The 19,626-nt window shown below is 60.0% G+C and carries 16 protein-coding genes; 7 read left to right on the top strand and 9 right to left on the bottom strand.

Annotated elements, in window-relative coordinates; all coding sequences use genetic code 11:
* Positions 1–2 precede the first annotated feature (2 nt).
* Positions 3–2,273, bottom strand: a complete 2,271-nt coding sequence (locus tag ACZ6YA_RS00980; protein ID WP_465894863.1) for an ATP-binding protein — start codon at positions 2,271–2,273, stop codon at positions 3–5.
* A 262-nt stretch (positions 2,274–2,535) separates the two neighbouring features.
* Between ACZ6YA_RS00980 and ACZ6YA_RS00985 the strand changes: the two genes are divergently transcribed.
* Genes ACZ6YA_RS00985 through ACZ6YA_RS01015 form a run of 7 tightly spaced genes read left to right on the top strand, consistent with a single transcriptional unit; the run spans position 2,536 to position 8,880 of the window.
* Entirely contained in the window at positions 2,536–3,063 is a 528-nt protein-coding gene (locus ACZ6YA_RS00985) for a Csu type fimbrial protein (RefSeq protein WP_465894865.1), read from the top strand.
* Positions 3,064–3,093: 30 nt separating this feature from the next.
* Complete coding sequence (locus ACZ6YA_RS00990) at positions 3,094–3,630, top strand: Csu type fimbrial protein (protein ID WP_465894866.1); 537 nt, start codon at positions 3,094–3,096, stop codon at positions 3,628–3,630.
* Positions 3,631–3,649: 19 nt separating this feature from the next.
* Positions 3,650–4,183 (top strand): Csu type fimbrial protein, encoded by a 534-nt coding sequence (locus ACZ6YA_RS00995; RefSeq protein ID WP_403130130.1) that lies wholly within the window; start codon positions 3,650–3,652, stop codon positions 4,181–4,183.
* Between the two features lie 9 nt (positions 4,184–4,192).
* Positions 4,193–4,696, top strand: a complete 504-nt coding sequence (locus ACZ6YA_RS01000; protein WP_465894867.1) for a Csu type fimbrial protein — start codon at positions 4,193–4,195, stop codon at positions 4,694–4,696.
* A 39-nt stretch (positions 4,697–4,735) separates the two neighbouring features.
* Entirely contained in the window at positions 4,736–5,512 is a 777-nt protein-coding gene (locus tag ACZ6YA_RS01005) for a fimbrial biogenesis chaperone (protein ID WP_465894868.1), read from the top strand.
* A 54-nt stretch (positions 5,513–5,566) separates the two neighbouring features.
* On the top strand, positions 5,567–7,912 hold the full coding sequence (locus ACZ6YA_RS01010; RefSeq protein ID WP_465894870.1) for a fimbria/pilus outer membrane usher protein: 2,346 nt from the start codon (positions 5,567–5,569) through the stop codon (positions 7,910–7,912).
* Complete coding sequence (locus ACZ6YA_RS01015) at positions 7,909–8,880, top strand: Csu type fimbrial protein (protein ID WP_465894871.1); 972 nt, start codon at positions 7,909–7,911, stop codon at positions 8,878–8,880. The genes ACZ6YA_RS01010 and ACZ6YA_RS01015 overlap by 4 nt, the downstream gene beginning before the upstream one ends.
* 119 nt (positions 8,881–8,999) lie before the next feature.
* Here ACZ6YA_RS01015 and ACZ6YA_RS01020 read toward each other — a convergent pair whose 3' ends face one another.
* The 8 genes from ACZ6YA_RS01020 to icmH all read right to left on the bottom strand — a co-directional run bounded on the left by ACZ6YA_RS01020 (position 9,000) and on the right by icmH (position 19,300).
* On the bottom strand, positions 9,000–10,148 hold the full coding sequence (locus tag ACZ6YA_RS01020; protein WP_465894872.1) for a M14 family metallopeptidase: 1,149 nt from the start codon (positions 10,146–10,148) through the stop codon (positions 9,000–9,002).
* Positions 10,149–10,216: 68 nt separating this feature from the next.
* Positions 10,217–10,474 (bottom strand): PAAR domain-containing protein, encoded by a 258-nt coding sequence (locus ACZ6YA_RS01025; protein WP_465894874.1) that lies wholly within the window; start codon positions 10,472–10,474, stop codon positions 10,217–10,219.
* 53 nt (positions 10,475–10,527) lie between these two features.
* On the bottom strand, positions 10,528–11,334 hold the full coding sequence (locus ACZ6YA_RS01030) for a DUF6708 domain-containing protein (protein WP_465894875.1): 807 nt from the start codon (positions 11,332–11,334) through the stop codon (positions 10,528–10,530).
* 133 nt (positions 11,335–11,467) lie between these two features.
* On the bottom strand, positions 11,468–12,271 hold the full coding sequence (locus ACZ6YA_RS01035) for a DUF6708 domain-containing protein (RefSeq protein ID WP_465894877.1): 804 nt from the start codon (positions 12,269–12,271) through the stop codon (positions 11,468–11,470).
* Positions 12,271–15,444: a T6SS effector BTH_I2691 family protein gene (locus ACZ6YA_RS01040; RefSeq protein WP_465894878.1), complete on the bottom strand. Its 3,174-nt coding sequence runs from the start codon at positions 15,442–15,444 to the stop codon at positions 12,271–12,273. Before ACZ6YA_RS01040 ends, ACZ6YA_RS01035 begins: the two co-directional genes overlap by 1 nt.
* Positions 15,444–16,352, bottom strand: a complete 909-nt coding sequence (locus tag ACZ6YA_RS01045) for a hypothetical protein (protein ID WP_465894879.1) — start codon at positions 16,350–16,352, stop codon at positions 15,444–15,446. The genes ACZ6YA_RS01040 and ACZ6YA_RS01045 overlap by 1 nt, the downstream gene beginning before the upstream one ends.
* Positions 16,337–18,445 (bottom strand): type VI secretion system Vgr family protein, encoded by a 2,109-nt coding sequence (locus ACZ6YA_RS01050; protein WP_465894881.1) that lies wholly within the window; start codon positions 18,443–18,445, stop codon positions 16,337–16,339. Before ACZ6YA_RS01050 ends, ACZ6YA_RS01045 begins: the two co-directional genes overlap by 16 nt.
* An 18-nt stretch (positions 18,446–18,463) precedes the next feature.
* Positions 18,464–19,300, bottom strand: coding sequence for a type IVB secretion system protein IcmH/DotU (gene icmH, locus ACZ6YA_RS01055; RefSeq protein WP_465894883.1), 837 nt, complete (start codon positions 19,298–19,300; stop codon positions 18,464–18,466).
* Between the last annotated feature and the right edge of the window lie 326 nt (positions 19,301–19,626).

Genomic DNA, 19,626 nt, shown 5'->3' on the forward strand with positions numbered 1-19,626 from the left:
CCTCAAGGGTTCTCTGGATGACGGGGAAGGGTGAAATGGAAGCTGGCGCCCTGATCGACGTGGCCTTGCGCCCACACTCGGCCGTCGTGGCGCTCGATTATCCGCCGCACGCTGGCCAGGCCGATGCCGGTGCCTTCGAAATCTTCCATGCGGTGCAGGCGCTGGAATACACCGAACAGCTTGTTGGCGTAGGCCATGTCGAAGCCGACACCGTTATCGCGAATATAGATTTCGGTTTCCCCGGCGTGCTGGCGCGCGCCGATTTCGATGCGCGCCGGTTCGCGGCCGCGGGTGTACTTGATGGCATTGGCGATCAGGTTATGCAGCGCCAGGTTGATGAAGGCCGGGTCGGCGAACACCTTGGGCAGCGGCGCGACGTCCCAGACGATCTCGCGCCCTTGATAATCAGGTGCCAACTCCTGTCGGATGGCTTCGACCAGGGCATTGAGGTCGACATCGGAAAGACGTAGCGCCGAGCGGCCCATCTGCGAGAAGTTCAGCAGATTGTCCACCAGGCTGCCAGCGAACTGCGCCGCTTCCTCGATGTGCTTGAGGAAGCGCCGGCCGCGTTCACTCAGGCCCTGGCCTTCGATTTCGCCAAGCAGTTCGGTGTAGCCGGCGATATGCCGCAGCGGCGCGCGCAGGTCGTGGGACACGCTGTAGGAAAACGCTTCGAGTTCCTTGTTCGAGCGTTGCAGCTCGTTCGCCAATTGCGCCAATTCCTCGGCCTTGCGCAGGACGATGCCCAGTACCGCCATGCGCAGCTCCACCACACCTTCCAAAATCAATGGGTCCCAGGGCTCACAGTGGCCGCTGAGCTGTTCCTGCCAGTGCTCGAAGCTGTGCCGTGGGTTGAGCGCGCCCTGTGGGCCGATCTGCTTGTCGGGGCGGCCGGCCCAGTTGACCGTGCGTACTTGCTCGGGCCGGAACCACAGCAGATAGTGCGAATGAATCTGCGAGATGGCCACGGCCAGCACGCCGCCGGCGTGCTGAGCGAGTTCGGGTAACTCGTCGATATCCCGGCGCACGTTATCGCTGTGGAACACGGTTTCGTTGTGACGTTGCCCCAGCCAGTGCACCAGCGCATTGACCTGCGCTTCTGCCGGCGTCTGGCCGATCAGGTCGCAGCGCTCGGCAGAGATGACTGCCGCGCCGCTGGCACCGGCGAACGCCAGCAGCACTGCGGGGAGGGCGCGCAGGCCATCGCTGACGCTGTCTTGGTCGGCCATGGACGAGATCATGCGCACGATGTGCTGGCGCAGATCGAGCAGTTTTTGCGTATTGGCGTGGGACTCACGTGCCTCGATCTGCAGCGACAACACGCTGGCCAGCAGCTCGCAGGCGGTGCGCGTGCGCAATTCAACGGGGCGAGGTTGCTCGTGGTGGCATGAGATCAATCCCCAGAGCTGCCCGTCGGCCACGATCGACAACGACATCGACGCCAGGGTGCCCATGTTGCGCATGTACTGCAGGTGCACCGGTGAGACGCTACGCAGCGCGGCGAAGGTCATGTCCAGCGGCTTGCCGGTCCGTGGATTGGCGGCTGGCACCAGCGGGGAAGCCTGGTAGTTTGCATCTTCGATCACGCGGATGCGATTGACCCGGTAAAGCTCGCGGGCCTGGCGTGGGATGTCCGCCGCCGGGAAGCATAAGCCCAGGTAGCTGGGGTAGCCTTCGTCAGCCACCTCAGCCAGCACCTGGCCATTGCCTTCGGCATCGAAGCGGTAAGCCTTGACCCGGCCGAAGCCAGTGATGCGCTTGATCTGAAGAACGGTCTGCTGCAGCAGCGCTTCCAGGCTATCGGCATTGTTCACGCTGCCGACGAACCCCCTCACCAACGGGTAGAAGTCGCCTTGGTCGGCATGCTCCGTGCACTGGCGAACAGGCTCGAATTCGGCGATCAGCACCTGGTCGTGGCGGTGGGTGAGCAAACGCAGGATATCGCTGCTGGGCGCGCCCTTACGCAGATGTACATCGCCGATGTGGAAGGGAAAAACATCATCGCTGGGCAGGTGTTCGAGCCTGGCCCGCAGGTCGAAACTTTCACTGATCACTTCGGCGAACGTGCTCCCGACCAGTTCGCGGGCCGGGACACCCAGCCAGCGCTCGACGTTGTCGCTGGCCTGGAGGATGCGAAGGTCTTGTTCGTCGAGCACCAGCAGAAAGCCGTGGGGCTGGATGCTGCCCGGCACCTGGATCGGCTCCTGGGCGCAGCGTTCCACGGCTTCAGCGAGTGCAATGTCTGCAGTGGTCAATGAATACGCTCCTGTCATGTTCGTCCATGCATGGCGCGCATGCGTTTGATGCCGACTCGGTTGCTGCCCTGCACCGTAACAGAATGTGCATCGCTTTGCCGGCCCATGGCCATTGGAGGCGTTGGATGTTGATGGGTTCGCTGCCCACTGCAAATTTGTCTGCAATTTTTCCGTAGTCGCTAGATCTTTGTCGTTATCACAAAAGAATGGCACCCAGCCATCACGGCTTTGTCACCGGCTGCTACGCTGAAATCTAGAATAGAGGAACAAGGAACATGAAGTGACGGAACGCTTTCTGGCCGCGCTGTTGGGCCTGTTGTTGAGCGGCAGTGCCGTAGCGGCGGACTTCCTCGTCGAGGTGCGGGTCCTGGTGCAGAGGGGCTGCATGCTGGTCAACCAACAACGCGATGCGGGCGCACAGGCCCTGGGGCAAATCGACCTGGGTGAGGCCGCGCGCCTGGACGGTCCTGGTGCGCCCTTGAGCGGTGTGCTGATCACTCGTCGACCCCCGCGGCTTGAGTGCAATCCCGATACGCCTTACCAAGTGCGCGTCGATGGTGGCCAGCATGGCGGCGTGGGTGAACTGCGTTTCCTCGCCAGCAGCGATGCCAAGGCCCGGCCAATCCCTTATCGCCTGTACCGCGATGCAGCCTGGCGTGAGCCGGTGGCGGTGGGCGAAGCACACGCTGCCCGGGTGCCGGACAGCGGCACGGTCGAGCTGCCGTTGTACGCCCGCATCGACAAGATGGCCTGGGTACCCCGCGCCGGGCAGTACGCCGACCTGCTCAAAATCACGGTCACCTGGTAACGAGGCCGCCATGCACAAGGACGTCATGCCATGAACCGCACTTCGCTCCTGCTGCTCAGCCTTGGCCCGCTGCTGTTGCCCACCGGTACGGCGCACGGCACTACCACCGGCTTCATCCAAGCCCGCCTGGTAATCTCCGCGGCCTGCCAGATCAGCAGCGGTGACCAGCCGCCTGCGACCCTTGGCAACCCTGGGCTGATGGACTTCGGCCAGCGCGGCCCGAACTGGGACCAGCCGCTGCGCACGCGGGTCGACGAGGCGGGCGGTGAGGGCAGTCTGCAGATCAGTTGCACACCCCAGGTCAGGGCCTTCAACGTGCGCATCAACGCCGGCATGAACGGCGATGATGGCGTGCGGCGGCTGAGCAATGGCCGCGAAATGATCCCCTATCAATTGGCCGTCGACCCGGGCGGTAACAGCCGCTACGGCATCGGCCAGGCGCGTGCCTTCACCATCAGCAGCACCGATCAGATCCCCATTCCCATCTATGGCGTGGTGGTGGCGCAACCGCGCTCGCTGCCGGCCGGGCTGTACCGCGACACCCTGAGAGTGACCCTGGACTGGTAATCAACGCAAGGAGACTCCGATGCGAACGAACCTCACCCACTGCATCCTCGCTGGCCTCGGCCTGGCATTGGCATCCCACGCCCAGGCCGCCACGGTGACCGGGACCATCAGCTCGACCCTGACGCTGATTTCGGCCTGCCAGGTCAATGGCAGCACGGGCTCTTCGGGGTTGAACTTCGGTACCCTCAGCTTTGGTACCCAGGAAGCGCTGTTCACCACGGCCAACGGCCAAGTGCTGGGCGGTGGCGGCGGTGCCATGAGCATCCTCTGCTCGGCGGGCACGGTGCCGGCGATCCGCGTGCGCGCAGGGGCCCATGATGGCGCTTCGAGCGGCGGCACGCGGGCACTGGCCGACGGCGCCGGCAACTTCGTGCCGTACGACTTCTACACCGACACCGGGCGCACCCAGTTGCTGGCGATCGACGGCACCATCACCTTGCCGACCAGCACCGGCGTGGCGCAGACCGTCAACCTCTATGGCCAGGCACGCGGCAAGGCGGGTCTGCCGGCAGGGGTGTACACCGACACGGTGGCCGTCGAGCTGTCGTTCTGAGCCGCCGCCATGCGCAGCTGGGTGTATGGCTGCTTGACCGGGCTTGGGGTGTTGCTGGCACCGTCGCTGGATGCCGCGACCACCAGCACGTTCCAGGTCTCGGCGACGATCGCAGCGGGCTGCCTGGTGGCCGGCGGGGTCACCAGCTATGGCGTGCTCAATTACGGCACGCAGTCGGCGTTGTCGACCGGCATTCTCAGTACCGCATTGGGCGGCACCACGGTGACGTTCCAGTGCACCCCTGGCGTGAGCCTGAGCATGAGCCTGGACGCCGGCCAGAACGGGGTCAGCGGCACGCGCTACCTCAAACGTGGCGGTGGTACCCAGGTATTGGCCTACCAGCTTTACCAGGACGCGGCCTACAGCCAGAACATCGCAGTCGGCCAGAGCGTACCCCTGAACACCAGTAACCCGGCGGCGATCAAGTTGTCGGTGTATGGCCGCACGCAGCTGACCGGCCTGCTGCCAGCGGGTACCTACACCGATGTGGTGCAAGTGGCGGTGACCTGGTGAAACAACCGGGCACTCAGACAATCGAGCAAGGAGAGCGGTATGCGGGAAGGCGCGAAGTGGGCGCAGGGTTTGATCGGATTGTTACTGTTGGCGAGCCTGCCGGTGGGGGCGGCGACCTCGGTGTTGATCTGGCCGATCGACCCGGTACTGGAGGCTGACCAGAAGGCCGGCGCGTTATGGCTGGAAAATCGCGGCACGGCCCCGGCCAGCCTGCAGGTGCGGGTGTTCGCCTGGCGTCAGGGCGACTACCAGGAGCAGTTCCAGGCCCAGCGCGAGATCATCGGCAGCCCGCCGGTCGCCACGATTGCCCCTGGGCAGAAGCAACTGATCCGCCTGACCCGCACCGCCAGCTCGCCGGCCGGCCGGGAACAGGCCTACCGCATCATCATCGATGAAATCCCCTCGCCACTGCCCACTGACACTGCCAGCCAGGGCACCACGGCAGCGATCCGCCTGCAGATGCGCTACTCGGTGCCGCTGTTCGTCTACGGCGAAGGCTTGTGGGGCAAGCCCGACCCGGAAGGCAAACGCAACGCCAGCGGTGTTGGCAAACCGCAGCTGAGCTGGCGCCCGGTCATGGTCCAGGGCAAGCCTTATGTGGAGTTGCGCAACAGCGGCCCGGTGCACGCCCGGCTGACCGATGTGGTGGTGCAGCAGGGCAGCCAGGCCAAGCCATTGGCCGAAGGCTTGCTCGGCTACGTGCTGCCCGGCGCCAGCATGCGCTGGCCGGCACCCGTCGCGCCGAGCAGCAGTGGCGTACTGAAAGGGAGGGTGAACGGCCAGGACACGGCCGAAGCGATCCGGCAAGGGCAATGAGCCCGTACCTGAATGATGGGCCAGGGAGGACCCGGCAATGGTCGGAATCCGTGTGTGAAATGGCTGTCGCGGGCGACGCGCCGCTGGTGCCTGGGGCTGGCCGTGATCGGCCCCGGCCTGGCTGTGGCCGACGACCTGCCACCGCCACCCACCGAAGCCGCCGCCATCGCCGACGCCACGCTGTACCTCGACCTGCTGGTGAACCAGGTGCCCAGGGCTGAGCTGGTGCCCGTGCAGCAACGGGCCGGACGGCTGTACCTCGACAGCGAAGTGCTGCGCGCCGCCGGCATCGCCGTGCCAGGTGCTCCCCAGGGCGAAGTGGCGTTGGATGGCGTGGCGGGCCTGCACACCGACTACGACAGCCAGAACCAGCGCCTGCTGCTGCAGGTGCCGCCGGCCTGGCTGCCGGACCAGCAGGTCGGCGATCGCAACCTGTACCCGGCCAGCGATGCACGCAGCAGTTTCGGCGCGCTGTTCAACTATGACCTGTACCTCAACGACACCGACGATGGCGGCACCTACCTGGCCGCCTGGAACGAACTGCGCCTGTTCGACAGCTGGGGCACCTTCGCCACCACCGGCCAGTGGCGCCAGTCGTTCAACGGCGCGCAGGCCAATGACAGCCGCCAGGGCTTCCTGCGCTACGACACCACCTGGCGCTTCACCGACGAGCAGCGTTTACTGACCTACGAGGCGGGCGATGTCATCACCGGCGCCTTGCCCTGGACCAGTTCGGTACGCGTGGGCGGCCTGCAACTGTCACGCGACTTCGCCGCACGCCCGGACCTGGTCACGTATCCGCTGCCGGCCTTCGCTGGCGAGGCGGCGGTGCCGACGTCGCTGGATCTGTTCATCAACGGCTACAAATCCACTACCACCGAGCTGCAACCCGGCCCCTACACCCTGACCAATGTGCCGTTCATCAATGGTGCCGGTGAGGCCGTAGTGGTGACCACTGACGCCTTGGGTCGCCAGGTGTCGACCACCTTGCCGTTCTACGTCACCAGCAGCCTGCTGCAAAAAGGCCTGTCCGACTTCACGGTGGCCGCGGGCAGCCTGCGCCGTGACTATGCCGTGCGCGATTTCAGCTATGGCCCTGGCGTGGCGTCCGCAAGCTTACGGCATGGCGTCAGCGACTTTTTCACCCTGGAAAGCCATGTCGAAACGGCTGAATCGCTATTGCTTGGCGGCCTGGGCGGCAACGTGCGCCTGGGCAATTTCGGGGTGCTCAACGCGGCCCTCGCGCAAAGCCAGTTCGACGGCGAAAAGGGCCATCAGGTCGCGCTCGGTTACCAGTACAACAGCCAGCGCATCGGCTTCAGCTACCAGCGCCTGCAGCGCTACGGCGACTATGCCGACCTGAGCCGCGTCGACAGCCCTGAGATCCAACTGAGCCAGCGCAGCGAGCAGGTCACCCTCAGCCTCAACCTCGACCGCTTCGGTAGCCTCGGCGCCGGCTATTTCGATGTGCGCGCCGGTGACGGCACCCGCACCCGGCTGATCAACCTGAGCTGGAGCAAGCCGCTGTGGGGCAACAGCAGCCTTTACCTGTCAGCTAACCGCGAGGTCGGCGACAGCCAGTGGGCGGTCCAGGCGCAGCTGGTGATCCCGATCGACTTCAGCGGCACCCTGGCCGTGAGCATGGAGCGCAGCAAGGACGGTGAAGACCTGCAGCGGGTCAACTACAGTCGCGCAGTGCCGGTGGCGGGCGGTGTGGGCTACAACCTGGGTTACGCCACCGGTGGCGACCGTGATGCCTACCGTCAGGCCGATGCCACCTGGCGCCTGCAATCGGTGCAGTTGCAGGCCGGCGTGTACGGCACCAGCGGCGAGATGACCCGCTGGGCCGACGCCAGCGGGTCGCTAGTGTGGATGGATGCCGGCGTGTTCGCCGCCAACCGCATCGACGATGCCTTCGTGGTGGTCAGTACCAACGGCTACGCCGATGTGCCGGTGCGCTATGAAAACCAGGAGATCGGCCGCACTGACAAGGGCGGCCACCTACTGGTGCCGTACAGCAGCGGGTACTACCGCGGCAAGTACGAGATCGACCCGATGGACCTGCCGCCCGACGTCCTTGCGCCGAATGTTGAGCAGCGCGTCGCCGTGCGCCGTGGCAGCGGCTACCTGCTGGAATTCCCGCTCAAGCGCGTGCTGGCGGCGAGCCTTGAGCTGGTCGATGGCAACCGGCAGCCGCTCAAATTGGGCAGCAAGGTCACCCACCAGGAGAGCGGCAGCCAGGCGGTGGTCGGCTGGGATGGCCTGGTGTACCTGGAGAATCTGTCGCCGCGTAACCGTTTGCAGGTCGAGCTGGAGGGAGGAGGGCAGTGCCAGGTCGAGTTCGAGATGCCAGAGGCGGAAGGTTCGATCCCGCTGATTGGCCCGCTGGTGTGTCGATGAAGACGTTACTGCGCTGTGCAGGGGGGGCTTTGCTCTGGCTGCCGGTCGGTTCGGCGTGGGCGTTGTGCGCTTCAGTACCGACCTTGCCCGCAGGATTTGGCACCATCAACTCAACGTTGGTGCGAACCACAGCACAGACCGCCTCGACCACCAACTCAGGGCTGCAGTGCACGGGATCGTTGCTTAGCCTGCTCAGTTCCGGCGACCACTTCTATGCCACCATCGGTCCTTCCACGGGGGGGCTGGTCGGGCCGACCGGTGACGTTATCAACTACACGCTTTACGCTGATAACAGCACCAGCTACCCGATCACTCGAGGTGTTGCCTTCGACTTCGCCCGTAATGGCATCCTCGACTTGCTGGGCTTGCTCAACGGCACCACACCCAAGGCCGTGCCGTTGTACCTGCGCACCCAGATCGGCAGCAACGTGGCGGCGGGTGTGTACCAGGAGACACTGACGGTGGCTTGGAGCTGGAACTATTGTTCGGGGATCGGCATCGGCGCCATTTGCCTGGGGCGTGACATCGGGGCCGGCAGCCAGTCGCTGACCGTGACGCTGACGGTGAGCAACGATTGCCAGATCACCACGCCCAATATCAGTTTCGGCAGTGCGCCCGTGGTGTCGGGATTCGGAACGGTGAGCCAGAGCGTGAGCCTGTCGTGCACCAAGGGCAGCAGCTACACGGTGGGCCTGGATGACGGCCAGAATGTTTCGGGCGGGCGACGGCGGATGAAGTCTGCAGCCAACAATTACCTGGCCTACGACATCTTCAAGAGCGCCGGTGCCGTGCGTTGGGGTTCGGTGACCAGCGCACGGCGGTCGAGCAGCGATGCCGATGTGAACCCCGGGGCGGGTACCGGGACCGGCAGCCAGGTGTTCAACTACAACGCCAAGGTCTATACCGACCAGGCGACACCGCCGGCCACGACCTATACCGACAACGTGATTCTTGATGTGCAGTTTTGACGTTGGTCTGCTGTGCCGGCCTCTTCACGGGCACGCCCGCTTTGGTAGGACAACGCTAACCCACTGATTTGGCGGGTCCCCTGTGGGAGCGGCTTTAGCCGCGAAGAGGCCGGCACTGATCAGCGCAAATCCCCAACCATCTTCCGCAGCGTCTCCAACACTGCCCCGGCCAACGCCTTCGACCGCTCCCCCGACCAGCCAGTAACCGGGTCAGGCGCATCATCATGGTCCTTGAAAGGCATCTCCAAGGTCAGCGACAAGCAGTCATACGCCATACCCACTGCATTGCAAGCCAGTGTCGTATTAGCCTGTCCCGGTTCATCGCGGGTATAGCCATATTTCGTCTGGAAGTCCGGCGTTACGCTGCACAGGGTAGTGCGGAACTGCTCCTCCAACTTGGCCAACCGCGGCGTATAGCCCGGATTCCCCTCACACGCCGCCGTGAATACATGCGGGATTTCCTCATCCCCATGCACATCGACAAACGCATCCACGCCGTACTGCTTCATCTGCGCCTGGGCAAAGAACACTTCGGGACTCAGCTCGACACTGGCATCCTGCCAGGCCCGGTTGAGGTCCTTGCCCTTGAAGTTGGTGCGCAGATGGCCGTGGAAGGCGCCATCGGGGTTCATGTTCGGGATCAGGTACAGATCGGCTTTTTCTAGCAGTGCTTTGACCGTTTCATCATTGGCCTGCAGTTGGTCGATCACCCCTTCCATGAACCACTCGGCCATATGCTCGCCCGGGTGCTGCTGAGCGATCAGCCACAGCTTGCGCTTGCCCGCAGCGCCATCGCCTGCACGCAGCAGCGGAATATCACGGCCCTCCACGCTGCGGCCATGGGCCAACAACTCGACGCCTTCGATCTGCTGGGCACGCTCGATCAGCTGGTTATGGCGGGCACGCGGGTAGGGCTCGAAGTAGGCGAACCAAATCTGCTCCTGCTCGGCCTTCACTTCAAAGGCCAGCGCCTTGCCATCGAACTGGCTGGGTACGCGGAACCAGGTCTTCTGGTCATAGGACGCCACGGCGTTGTAGCCGGTCCAGGCGTTCTTGTAGGAAGACTCGCTGGCGTTGTCCAGGCTGAAGCGGTGGACCTGGCCTGGGGTTAGGCCGCTGACCTTGAAGTGGAACCACTGGAAGTGGCCGCTGTGGGTGTCCGGGCGGATGGCCAGGTGGACCTGGGCCGGGTTGCTGGCATCCAGCACCTGGATGTTGCCGGAATCGAAATCGCAGGTGATCTGCAGGGGGGACAGCGTCACGGTCATTGGCGGGCTCCTTGGGCATTGTTGTGGGGGTACTGTACACCGCTTGGGCTGCTAGTGAAGGGGGCAGATCACTCGACGAGCCAACTGGCGTCGCCTTCGATCAGCGTACCGCCATGGCTGGTAGTGTCACCGACCCGGGCAGCGGGTCTGCCTTCGATGAGCAGGTGGCTGGCACCGGTTTCGATGATGGCGCCGCAGGAAATCTTGTCGCCGATGCGGGCGATGGGGTTGCCGTTGACACAGGTCGAGGGGGCGCCGGTGGTTACGGTAGTTTTGCCGTGGAGGGGGCAGTCGTGGAGGTGGCCGACTAGGACGATGGGGGGCATTGGGGGTCCTTGAGTGTTGTGGTTGCCGTAGTTGCCGCAGGCCTGCAGGCGGGTCAGTGCTGAATGCTCTGTGTATCGAGCGCTACATCGGCCTCTGGATCTGGGGCAGTCCTAGATTCCTGGTCCATTTCGGGGGGCCAGACTACTTTGGGGGCCAAGCGGGAGGGGAGTTGATACCAGCGCAGCTCGTTGTGAGCTTCGGGCTCTTTCGGAGGGACTGACGCGCAGGGTTCCCCTTGCATGTAGGCGCAAATAAATGCCCAGGCGTATTCATCCGCGGGGTTGGTCGTGAGATGAAAGCGGTCTATTACCGTGGTTGTACCTGGCCGAATGATTGACAGCATGACGCCGAATGTAAACGTCATCCTGCCGTTGGAATACTGTGACCAACGCTCGGCTCTTGCCTGAGACCAGTCGTAGGCAACGGGGACTGTCCGCCATCTTGTAAAAGGGTTCCACGGGCTATAGTCGAACTTGTAAGCATAAATTTTTTGCCTTGCCCTGTTGAATCGAATAGGTTCGTCGCGTGGAGGTAGGAAGCTTAATTTCAGGCACAGGGTAATGCACCATATGTAAAAGATTGAAATGAGGTAGATCAGTGCTGAGGCTTCGTCGTCTCCCTTTGTAAGCGCTACTGATAATAGGAAAGGTAATGCGGGGGCGGTCAAAATCGGGCACAGGGCCATCAAAATGTAACTCTCTCGTGGGATGGCCCTGGTTCTTGGCGTTTCCAGATATATTTGACCCAGATAGTTAGGCTTGAGGGTTCCAAGTGAACTGACAGTTTTGGGTGGTTCAGTGGGTAATGCCAAGTCTTCTCGCCAGCCCTCACAGGGGGGGTGTAGTAGAGGTTGAGCCATGGCGGTGCTCCTACAGAGTAAATGTCGCCGTTTTTGATTGCGTTTACTACGCTGTGAATTCTTAGCTTCAGCGAGTCAATGTTGAAAAATAACTCGAAGATAGTGTGTCAGGGTTTTCTCGTAAGCTAATGGTCTAGTGATCTGTGGATTTAGCTCTATTGAAGTCTGGTTTCGCGACCGTCCTTGACTCCAGGTCCATTTCAGTGGGCCAAACTACTTTCGGGGCCAAGTGTGAAGCGATCTCGCACCAAAGTAAATTGTTGTGGTCTTTTGGCTCACCAGGAGGAGGTAGTGCAGAGGGGCCTTCTTGCATGTAGGTACAAATATACGCCCAGACATGCTCATCTGCGCCCATCGTAAGATGAAATCGGTCTATCACCTCATTTGTTTCGGGGCGAATGATTGATAGTGCTACCCCACATTTGAAGATCAGCCCGCCGTTAGGGAGTGCTCCGCTCTGCGCCCAGCGTTCGGCCCTTACCTGGGACCACTCGTAAGTAGTTGGATTTATTCTGGTTTTCTCGAAAGGGTTCCACCAGCAATATGTATAGTTGTAGACATAAATCTTTTTTCTTGCTCTATTGAATCTAATGGGTTCGTCGCGCGGAGGTAATGCACTTAGTTTTAGGCCGTATGATAGGCACCATGTGTAATTTAATAGTAGTGAGAAAAATAGCGCAGAGATGCCAAGGTCCTGGCTGGAAATGCTCTCTGCTAATATGATTAGAATCGCAGGGCCAGTGAGTGCTACGCCTATTACCATCAAGAAATATAAATTCCTCAATATGATGGTTTTTCTTGGGATTTCTAAGTATACAAGGTTGATGTGGTTTGGTGTAACACCTCCAAGCGATGGTGTTGTAATTGGAGTTTCAATAGGTGATGATAAGTCTTCTCTCCAGCTTACGCATGGGGGATCTAGTAGAGGTCGAGCCATTAGATTTGTTCCTGTTGAGAGAGCTTGTCTTTTTTGATTCTGATTTTTGCGTAACCTTGATTGTCGCTTTGGTCGGGCCAGTATTTCAAAGACAGGACTAAAGCTTGAATATCATGGTTCTCTCGCAATTTAAGATTGCCGCGGATGTTTAGAGTCTCACACTTTTCATCAAATTTTGGTGTCGGATCAGGAAGGCGGGTTTGGGTGAATATTCTATGGGCTTCACTGGAAGACACGATTTGGTGGTTGCCGCTGTTAGAGCAAATTGATATCGCCTCAGCATTGGTCTGGTAAAGCGTGATTTCCCACTCGTAATATGATGAGGTGGCGTTGAAGTGAGGAAGGGAAAACGAGTATTGCAATTTTAATTCGGCTGGTAAGGATGCGTGATCGCGAAGTAGCAGGCTTGGTAAGTCTGATTCGTCTTGAATGTGGGGGGAGTAAAAATCAACCGCTATTGATATATCGGCGTCCATCCCAAGAGCTGCGAAATTTAGCGCGCCTATCGCATCGTCAACTTGTTCCGCTTCGATCCATTGTTGGTGCTCGGTTGGAATCCCCCATCGACTGTTTCGTGCCCACAATTCCAGCTGTTTTGATTCTTCGCGTTTCGCAAGCGTGGCTGCAGCATAAGCAGCGATTCCGAGTATTATCGCATATCCAAGAGGGCCAAAAAGAGAACCGACAACAATCGCTGCGCCTACGCCGGTAGCGGCTGCGAAAAAAGCTGCAACACTAGCTGCTGCATAAAGTTTCGATGATGTGTTGTCGCCTTGTGTGCCTGTTCTAATGGCTGCATGAATGAATAGCTTGGCATCTGCAATGTTTGTAAGCGCTGCAACTGCGCCGCCATATCTAACGATCCTTGTCGCTAGTGTGGTGGTGGTGCCTACCCCAGGTGCTACTGCCTTGGGTGCTAGAATTGCAGTTACAAAACCCGCTGACTCGATACCCGCGCCCAGCGCTCCAAGCGATGAAGATCCAATAGCTGCGAGAACTTCCGATCTGATACTGGGATTATCCTCAAGCGCTTCATAATTTCTTCGCAAGCTGTCCTGGTGAAACCAGATGCTCCCCAGGGCCAGTAACAAACCGGGCCCACTTGAGTTTAAAACAGCCCCCCGCAACCCACGAAACGCGTCACTCGCCAGCTGCTGAGCCGCATCGGCGGTCAGCTTCACGCTCTCTATCGCGCGCACTGCGCTGTTTCGAAATGCCCCTTCGCCAATTGAAACTTCACGCAGCAGCTCGCCCACACCACCTGCAGCACTTTCGCGCAAATTCTTCAAACGCACCTGCAGGTTTTCCGCACTCTCCAGCGTCCAGACCATCACCTCTACCAGCTGCTTCCGGTTGCCAGCGGAGGCGATATGAATGGCGCCACTGAGGACCATCGCTCGCACCTTCTGCCCTGCGGGCTTGCGGAACTGTTCATCCAGTTGGCTCAGGTACGCATCGGTACGTTCCTGTAGTGCCTCGTTGAGTACGCTCAGGTATTCGCCGAGGGTCAACGTGACCTTGATCTGGGTGACCGATTGGCCGGCGAATAACAGAAACGCAGAACTGTGGACGTGCCCAATCAGCTTCTTGGTTTCACCGGAGATATGCTGTCCCAAGGCGTTACCCGCGCTGGCGGTGGCGGCAAGGAGCTGGCCGATCGCATCCTGCATCGGCTTGATCATCAACCTTTCACCTTCCTGACTGGTCAGGATCCCTTTGATCGTGTCATGCAGTTTGGAGGCGTCGTCGCCAATGAAGGCCTTTCCAAGTTGCGACAATAGATCCTGATGCTTTGCGACCAACGCCTGATACAAGAGACTCTTTGGGTCTTCAAGCAGTTGCTGCCACAGCTCTTGCGTGGCACCGAGTGGCGAATCTTCTGCAGGAGGCGCTTCGGTAGGGCCGCCGGCGAGGCAGGCAGATATCATGCTGATGAAGTATTCAGCCGACAGCCGATGGGTGGCGCTGTAGTCGAAATAGCCGATGCGTTGAAAGGCGCGCTGCGCGTAGAAATGGGTGTATTGGGCGCCAACCTGATCAATCATCGATTGCCAATGGTCAAGCTCGCTGTCGTAGGCGCGCTGGAAGGCAGCGCGTGCAGTTTCGTCGTACCGCTCTTTCAGGCGTTCCCGTGCTTCGATGCGCTTGCGCTCGATGGCGCGTTGGCCATGCGCCTTTACATCTACCTGCGGCAAGGGGGCCTTGGCTTTGAGAGGGCTGGCATTCCAGCGCTCGACGTCCTTGGCATACTGTTCGGTATCTTCCAGGGCCTGGACAGCGGCCCTGGCCTGGTTCAGTTCGCGAATGCCCAGCAAGGCCTGGGAAGTGAAGTATTCGAAATGTCGCTGCGGCTCGGCGCGCCATTCCTGCATGGCCCGGACAAAGCCCGTGCGCTGTGCGTTGGCTTCCGTGACCAAGCCGACGGGGTCGGGTAGGGTCAGCGCCAGTACCCCGTTGTCCAAGGCTTCCTGCTGAATGACGGTGCGCACATGGTTGCGGGTGGCCAACAAGCGACTCATGCGCGGGTAGAAACCGTGGGCGCTGGTAAATTTGCCCGTGTGGACCGTTGCATATTCCAGCACATCGCCCAACCCCAACTCGGTCTCCGTCATGGCAATGCCAACGCTGCCGGGGTCGTTGCGCGCCGTGCCAAGGTCGAGCGCGATGAAGCGTTCGGTACTGCTGGCCTCGTTGTTGGCGATGCCCTGCTGGTAGCGATCAAGCACATCGCGTGGCCAGGGGTCGTTGGCGAAGGCGAGCCAGGCTTTGCTGAACAGCTGGGTATTGATGTTGATGAAGGACGCGACGACATCGTGATGCTGTGTACGGCAAGCTTCCGCCAATGGTCTGCCCGCTGCCAATGGCATCTGTGAAACCGGGAACCGGCGCAGGGCGCCCTCGGGGGTCACTTGATAGGCGTTCCAGATCTCTTTGTCTAACAGCACATAGACATAGCCCTGTCGCAGAATTCGCAGCTGATTGGTGCGCATCTGTACATAGGTGATCTCGCTGTCGTGTGAAACACGGTAGGACTGGGTTTCCCGCGGATGCGGCGCGTAAGCCTCGCGCAACAGCAGAATGGGCAGGCCGGAGCGCTCGCAGGCATTACAGGTGCCATAGGGGTTGGGGACCTCTTCCTGGGTGACGATGCTGATGGTTTGGCTGATGCTCATCAGTAGCTCCTTGCGGGTGGCAGTGCGGCGACGATCTGCTGCCATGCAGCGTCGTTGTAGGTGGCGAACCTGGCGGCCAGGTGCTGTCTGCCTGCAGCCGCGGCTGCCACGTCGTGCTGGATCGTGGGATGTAGCAGCAGTTTTGGATGAACCATCAGCAGGTGCAGGCACAGGCAATGGGCGTCAGCTGGGTCGTACAAGCCTCGCTGATGAGCCTCGAAGATCAGGTTGTATGCCTGAGCGGGGGTTGGGAGACTTGGCGGATTGTTTCGTTGCACATCGTTCAAGCGACGCCAGGCTGTGAGCAACTGGCCCACCTGCGGTGCGATGTGCTGGACGTCCTGGGCGATCCCCGGTATCTCCAACCGGCCATTTTCTGGCCGGCTTTCAAGGGAGCTGAAGCCACCCTTGCTGTCGGGATAGAGCCAGCAGCGAATAGGCCCGAGTAGAGCTCCCGCGTTGTTCATCGCGGCATGCAGCAACTCAAAGCGGGTAGGTTCGAACCAGGGGGCGGCCCTCGTTGCACCGCGAGGTGATAGCGCGCGGCACTGCTGTGCAATCTGTTGGGCCACCCGCTCGGCGGAGTGTTCGCTGAGTAACCACGCGCAGACATAGCGCTTGTGAGCGTGTGTTTCATACGTTGCGTAGTTCGCACTAGCGGCAACATAGCAGTCAGTCAACGTGATCAATGCTGGCCAATGGTGCGGCGCATGATTCATATCGCCACGCACCACTCTTGCGACAGCCTTACTTCCCAGCGTAGTGGTGAGGCATGCAAGGCTAAGTGGGTGCTCAGGGTCGCAATCGGCAGTCGGGTCGACCAACAGGTAAATGGTATCTTTGGCCTTGCGATGCTGGCTCAAACATTCATTCAGATAGGCGAGGTTCGTGTTTACTGCTCGGCGCATTTATCAACCTCCTGCATCAATTGGCCAGTCACCGATAGTGCATTGCCTGAACCTGTCGCCTCCGTCGTAATCGGGCTTTTAATGAAGACGTGAGTGCCATCCAGCGTGATCCCCGCGGCGTCGATGCGAATAGTGCCGCCTGGCGCCTTGAGCGTGATGCTCTGTGAGGCATTGAGTTCCAGGTTTTGGGTGTGGTGCCGTACAGCCTGGCCTGCACTGATATCAATGACTTCCTGCACCCGTTGTACAAATTGGCCACCCACCTCAACCGTATGGTTGGCCTTGATGCTGTCCTGGCGGTTGTTGCCCACTGTTTCGATACGGTCTAGGGCAATCGCGACGTGCTGATTTCTACCAACGCTTACTGACGCGTTCTGACCAATGACGACCTCTTCGTTGTTGCCGACTGTTTTGCATCGGTCACAGCCAATGGTAATTTTTTCGTTATGGTCTACCTGCTCCGTGCGGTCGTTGCCCACCTGTGTAGTTTCATCATGCTTGACCACGTTGTTCTGGTCGCGCTCGGCGTGGATGAATACCTCTTGCTTGCCCAGCTCATCCTCGAAGCGCAGTTCGTTGAAACCCTCACCCTTGTGGGTCTGGCTCTTGATCGTCATGCGTGTCTTGTGTTCGGGCAGGTCGTAGGGCGGTAGCTGGTTGCCGCAGTAGGTGCGCCCGGTGATCATCGGTTGGTCGGGGTCGGCATTGACATACTGGATGATCACGTCCTGGCCAATGCGCGGGATGGCCATCGAGCCCCAGCTACCACCCGCCCAGCCTTGCGAGACGCGGACCCAGCAGGAGCTGAACTCGTTGTCCTGGCTCTCGCGGTCCCACGGAAAGCTGACCTTGACCCGGCCCCACTCGTCGCAGTAGATCTCTTCACCCGGTGGCCCGACCACGGTGGCCATCTGCGGACCATCAATGCGGGGTTTGGGCAGCGGGGCAGGGCGCCACTCGGTCTGGCCTGGCACCAGCACGGCGGTTTGCTCGTAAGACGTACCTCGGTCCGCCCCGACGGCTTCTTCCTGCAGGCTGGTGAATTGCCTGCCTTCATGTGTCACACGGGTTACCCGCCAATGCACGTTGAGGTCGTCACGCGGGTGATCGATGAGGGTGAAACTCAGGCCCGGCTGCAGGCGGACGTCGTCACCCGTGACCTCGGCGAGGCGAGCATCGTGGCGCAGTGCAGTGATGCGGTTCTCGGTAAAGGGTTTGCCCACCGCATCGCGTTTGTAGCGGCCGGGGTAGTCGAAACGCTCGTAGCTGGAGGATTGATGCTTCAGTTCAGCACTGGTCGCATGGGCGCTGTGCTGCTGGCGGTAGGCTGGGTTGGTGAAGGTGTAATCGCGTTGTACCTGGCGTGAGCTGCGCACCTGCTCGCTATAACGCAGGCGCCGCACGCATGGCATCGGTTGGTCGCCACCACTGGCGGCGTGGTACAGCACAGTATCGGGGCCGCTCGGCTGGTCATCCTCATGGACGCCCTCGTCATCCTCGTTTTTGATGGCACCGTGGCTGATCATGCCCATTGACCGCAGCCGGTCTGTGATCAGCAGCTTGTGCTGTTTGGGGCTGTGTTCGAAGCGGTAGACAAACCCTTCTTCTGCAGCCAATCGGGCGATGAATTCCAGGTCGGTCTCGCCGGCCTGTACGCAGAATTCGCGGGTCTGATGATCGGACATCGCGCGCAGTTCGAACTGCTGGATACCCTGACGCTGAAGCATCAGCTCCAGTATTTGCGGCACGCTCTTGTGTTGAAAGATGCGCCAGTTGGAGCGCAGCTTTGCGCGTGCCAGCTGAGGTTCGATCAGGGCATGGTAATAGGTGCGGTAGAAACCGCTTTCACCCTGGCTGAAGCTGCTGACCAAACCGTGTACGTAGCGCAGCGGTCTTTCGTTTTTCCAGAGGGTGAACAGCACTGGCTTGTCGAGGAGCATGCCGAAGTCGATATCGTCTTCGTGGCTGACCAGTTCTAGGTTCAGTTCGAACGGTTCACAGAGCGCTTCCGTGAGCGTGAACGACACCACTTCGAATTGAGCCCCCCCGACCAGGGGCTGAAAGGTGTAGCGCAGGTCAGAATGGCTAGTCATGTTGGCTCCCAGGCACGGTCAAGGCTGCAAAATGGCGTTAAGGGATTGCAATACTTCCTCGGTCATCAAATGAAGTTGGTAGCTGTAATAGCTGTACATCGCCGCGATAGCGCCAGCGCCGATTAATAAAGGACTCCACCATGGCCAATGCCGACGCTGGCGAGTGCTGCTGGAAGCAACATTGCTAATCGTGTCGGGAAGCAACTCAGGCAGCGGTCCGCGCAGCTCACGGATAGTCCGGCGTAAACCAGCGATATATTCTTCCCGCGCGTTGCCCTTGCTGGAAGCCATGGCGTACTTCCCCCTCAGCCCCATGCAAAGCACCACATAGATAAATTCGAGTACGTGCAAGAAACGCTTGGGCTCTTTATTTAGCCTGGCTAAAAGATCGTAGAATTTTTCGCCGCCAAGGGCGTCATCATGAAAGGCACTGAGCAGTGACTTTTGGCTCCATTCGGACTGCCTGCCCCACGCTGTGAGCATTACAGTTTCATCGAGATGGAGGCAGAGAGCATAGGAATAAGCGGCGACCAGCACAGGCTCGTAACGAAGCTGTCGCATTTCTTCGAGGATGTTGGTTACCGTGATATGGACTCGCCGATAAAGCTCTGCCACATCATTATGATGGTCCAGCGTCTTCAAGCGCATGGCCAGCCCGAGCAGGGGCATGGCGGCATCGCACATGGGATTCATGAAGCCGGTGCGCAGCGTGAAATCGGGATCGGCAGGGTATCTCACCGAGAAACTGGAGGAGCCGGCGAGCGCAACGGATCCATCGACTACACCTTCTGGAAAATCGATTCGTTTTGTCAATGTTGACCGCGATCCGTCCGACTCCAGTTCTTGAGTTGTCATTATCCACTCCTTTAGCATCGCGCTGCAGTTCGGGCATTCACCATGGCTGTGGTTAAGTCTGTAGGAAGATTCTTCGAATGCGGCATTTGTTTTCGTATTTGTAGGCACTTTCCTACGCATATTTTTGTTTGTGTACGAAAATTCGTTAGATATTGCCTAGTGTTGCTCTTCTTGTTTGCGTCGTGGCTTTCTTGTAAAAACGATGCTCGCTACGAGCGACTTTGGTCGAGAGTAAAAGTGTAAGTTTATATTTATTTGTGTGAAGCGGCGGGCTGCACTACTCTCTCGCTTCGCTTGATATTCGTACGGGACATTCTGGTAAGTCT

It is taken from the genome of Pseudomonas sp. NPDC090752, assembly GCF_055584805.1.

What these genes read in the sequence shown, in the direction of transcription:
- ACZ6YA_RS01005 (WP_465894868.1), top strand. Translation starts at nt 4,736, where the DNA reads ATGCGGGAAGGCGCGAAGTGGGCGCAGGGTTTGATCGGATTGTTACTG.
- ACZ6YA_RS01045 (WP_465894879.1), bottom strand. Translation starts at nt 16,352, where the DNA reads ATGCGCCGAGCAGTAAACACGAACCTCGCCTATCTGAATGAATGTTTG.
- ACZ6YA_RS00990 (WP_465894866.1), top strand. Translation starts at nt 3,094, where the DNA reads ATGAACCGCACTTCGCTCCTGCTGCTCAGCCTTGGCCCGCTGCTGTTG.
- ACZ6YA_RS01035 (WP_465894877.1), bottom strand. Translation starts at nt 12,271, where the DNA reads ATGGCTCGACCTCTACTAGATCCCCCATGCGTAAGCTGGAGAGAAGAC.
- icmH (WP_465894883.1), bottom strand. Translation starts at nt 19,300, where the DNA reads ATGACAACTCAAGAACTGGAGTCGGACGGATCGCGGTCAACATTGACA.
- ACZ6YA_RS01015 (WP_465894871.1), top strand. Translation starts at nt 7,909, where the DNA reads ATGAAGACGTTACTGCGCTGTGCAGGGGGGGCTTTGCTCTGGCTGCCG.
- ACZ6YA_RS01050 (WP_465894881.1), bottom strand. Translation starts at nt 18,445, where the DNA reads ATGACTAGCCATTCTGACCTGCGCTACACCTTTCAGCCCCTGGTCGGG.
- ACZ6YA_RS01025 (WP_465894874.1), bottom strand. Translation starts at nt 10,474, where the DNA reads ATGCCCCCCATCGTCCTAGTCGGCCACCTCCACGACTGCCCCCTCCAC.
- ACZ6YA_RS01040 (WP_465894878.1), bottom strand. Translation starts at nt 15,444, where the DNA reads ATGAGCATCAGCCAAACCATCAGCATCGTCACCCAGGAAGAGGTCCCC.
- ACZ6YA_RS00995 (WP_403130130.1), top strand. Translation starts at nt 3,650, where the DNA reads ATGCGAACGAACCTCACCCACTGCATCCTCGCTGGCCTCGGCCTGGCA.
- ACZ6YA_RS01000 (WP_465894867.1), top strand. Translation starts at nt 4,193, where the DNA reads ATGCGCAGCTGGGTGTATGGCTGCTTGACCGGGCTTGGGGTGTTGCTG.
- ACZ6YA_RS00980 (WP_465894863.1), bottom strand. Translation starts at nt 2,273, where the DNA reads ATGACAGGAGCGTATTCATTGACCACTGCAGACATTGCACTCGCTGAA.
- ACZ6YA_RS01030 (WP_465894875.1), bottom strand. Translation starts at nt 11,334, where the DNA reads ATGGCTCAACCTCTACTACACCCCCCCTGTGAGGGCTGGCGAGAAGAC.
- ACZ6YA_RS01020 (WP_465894872.1), bottom strand. Translation starts at nt 10,148, where the DNA reads ATGACCGTGACGCTGTCCCCCCTGCAGATCACCTGCGATTTCGATTCC.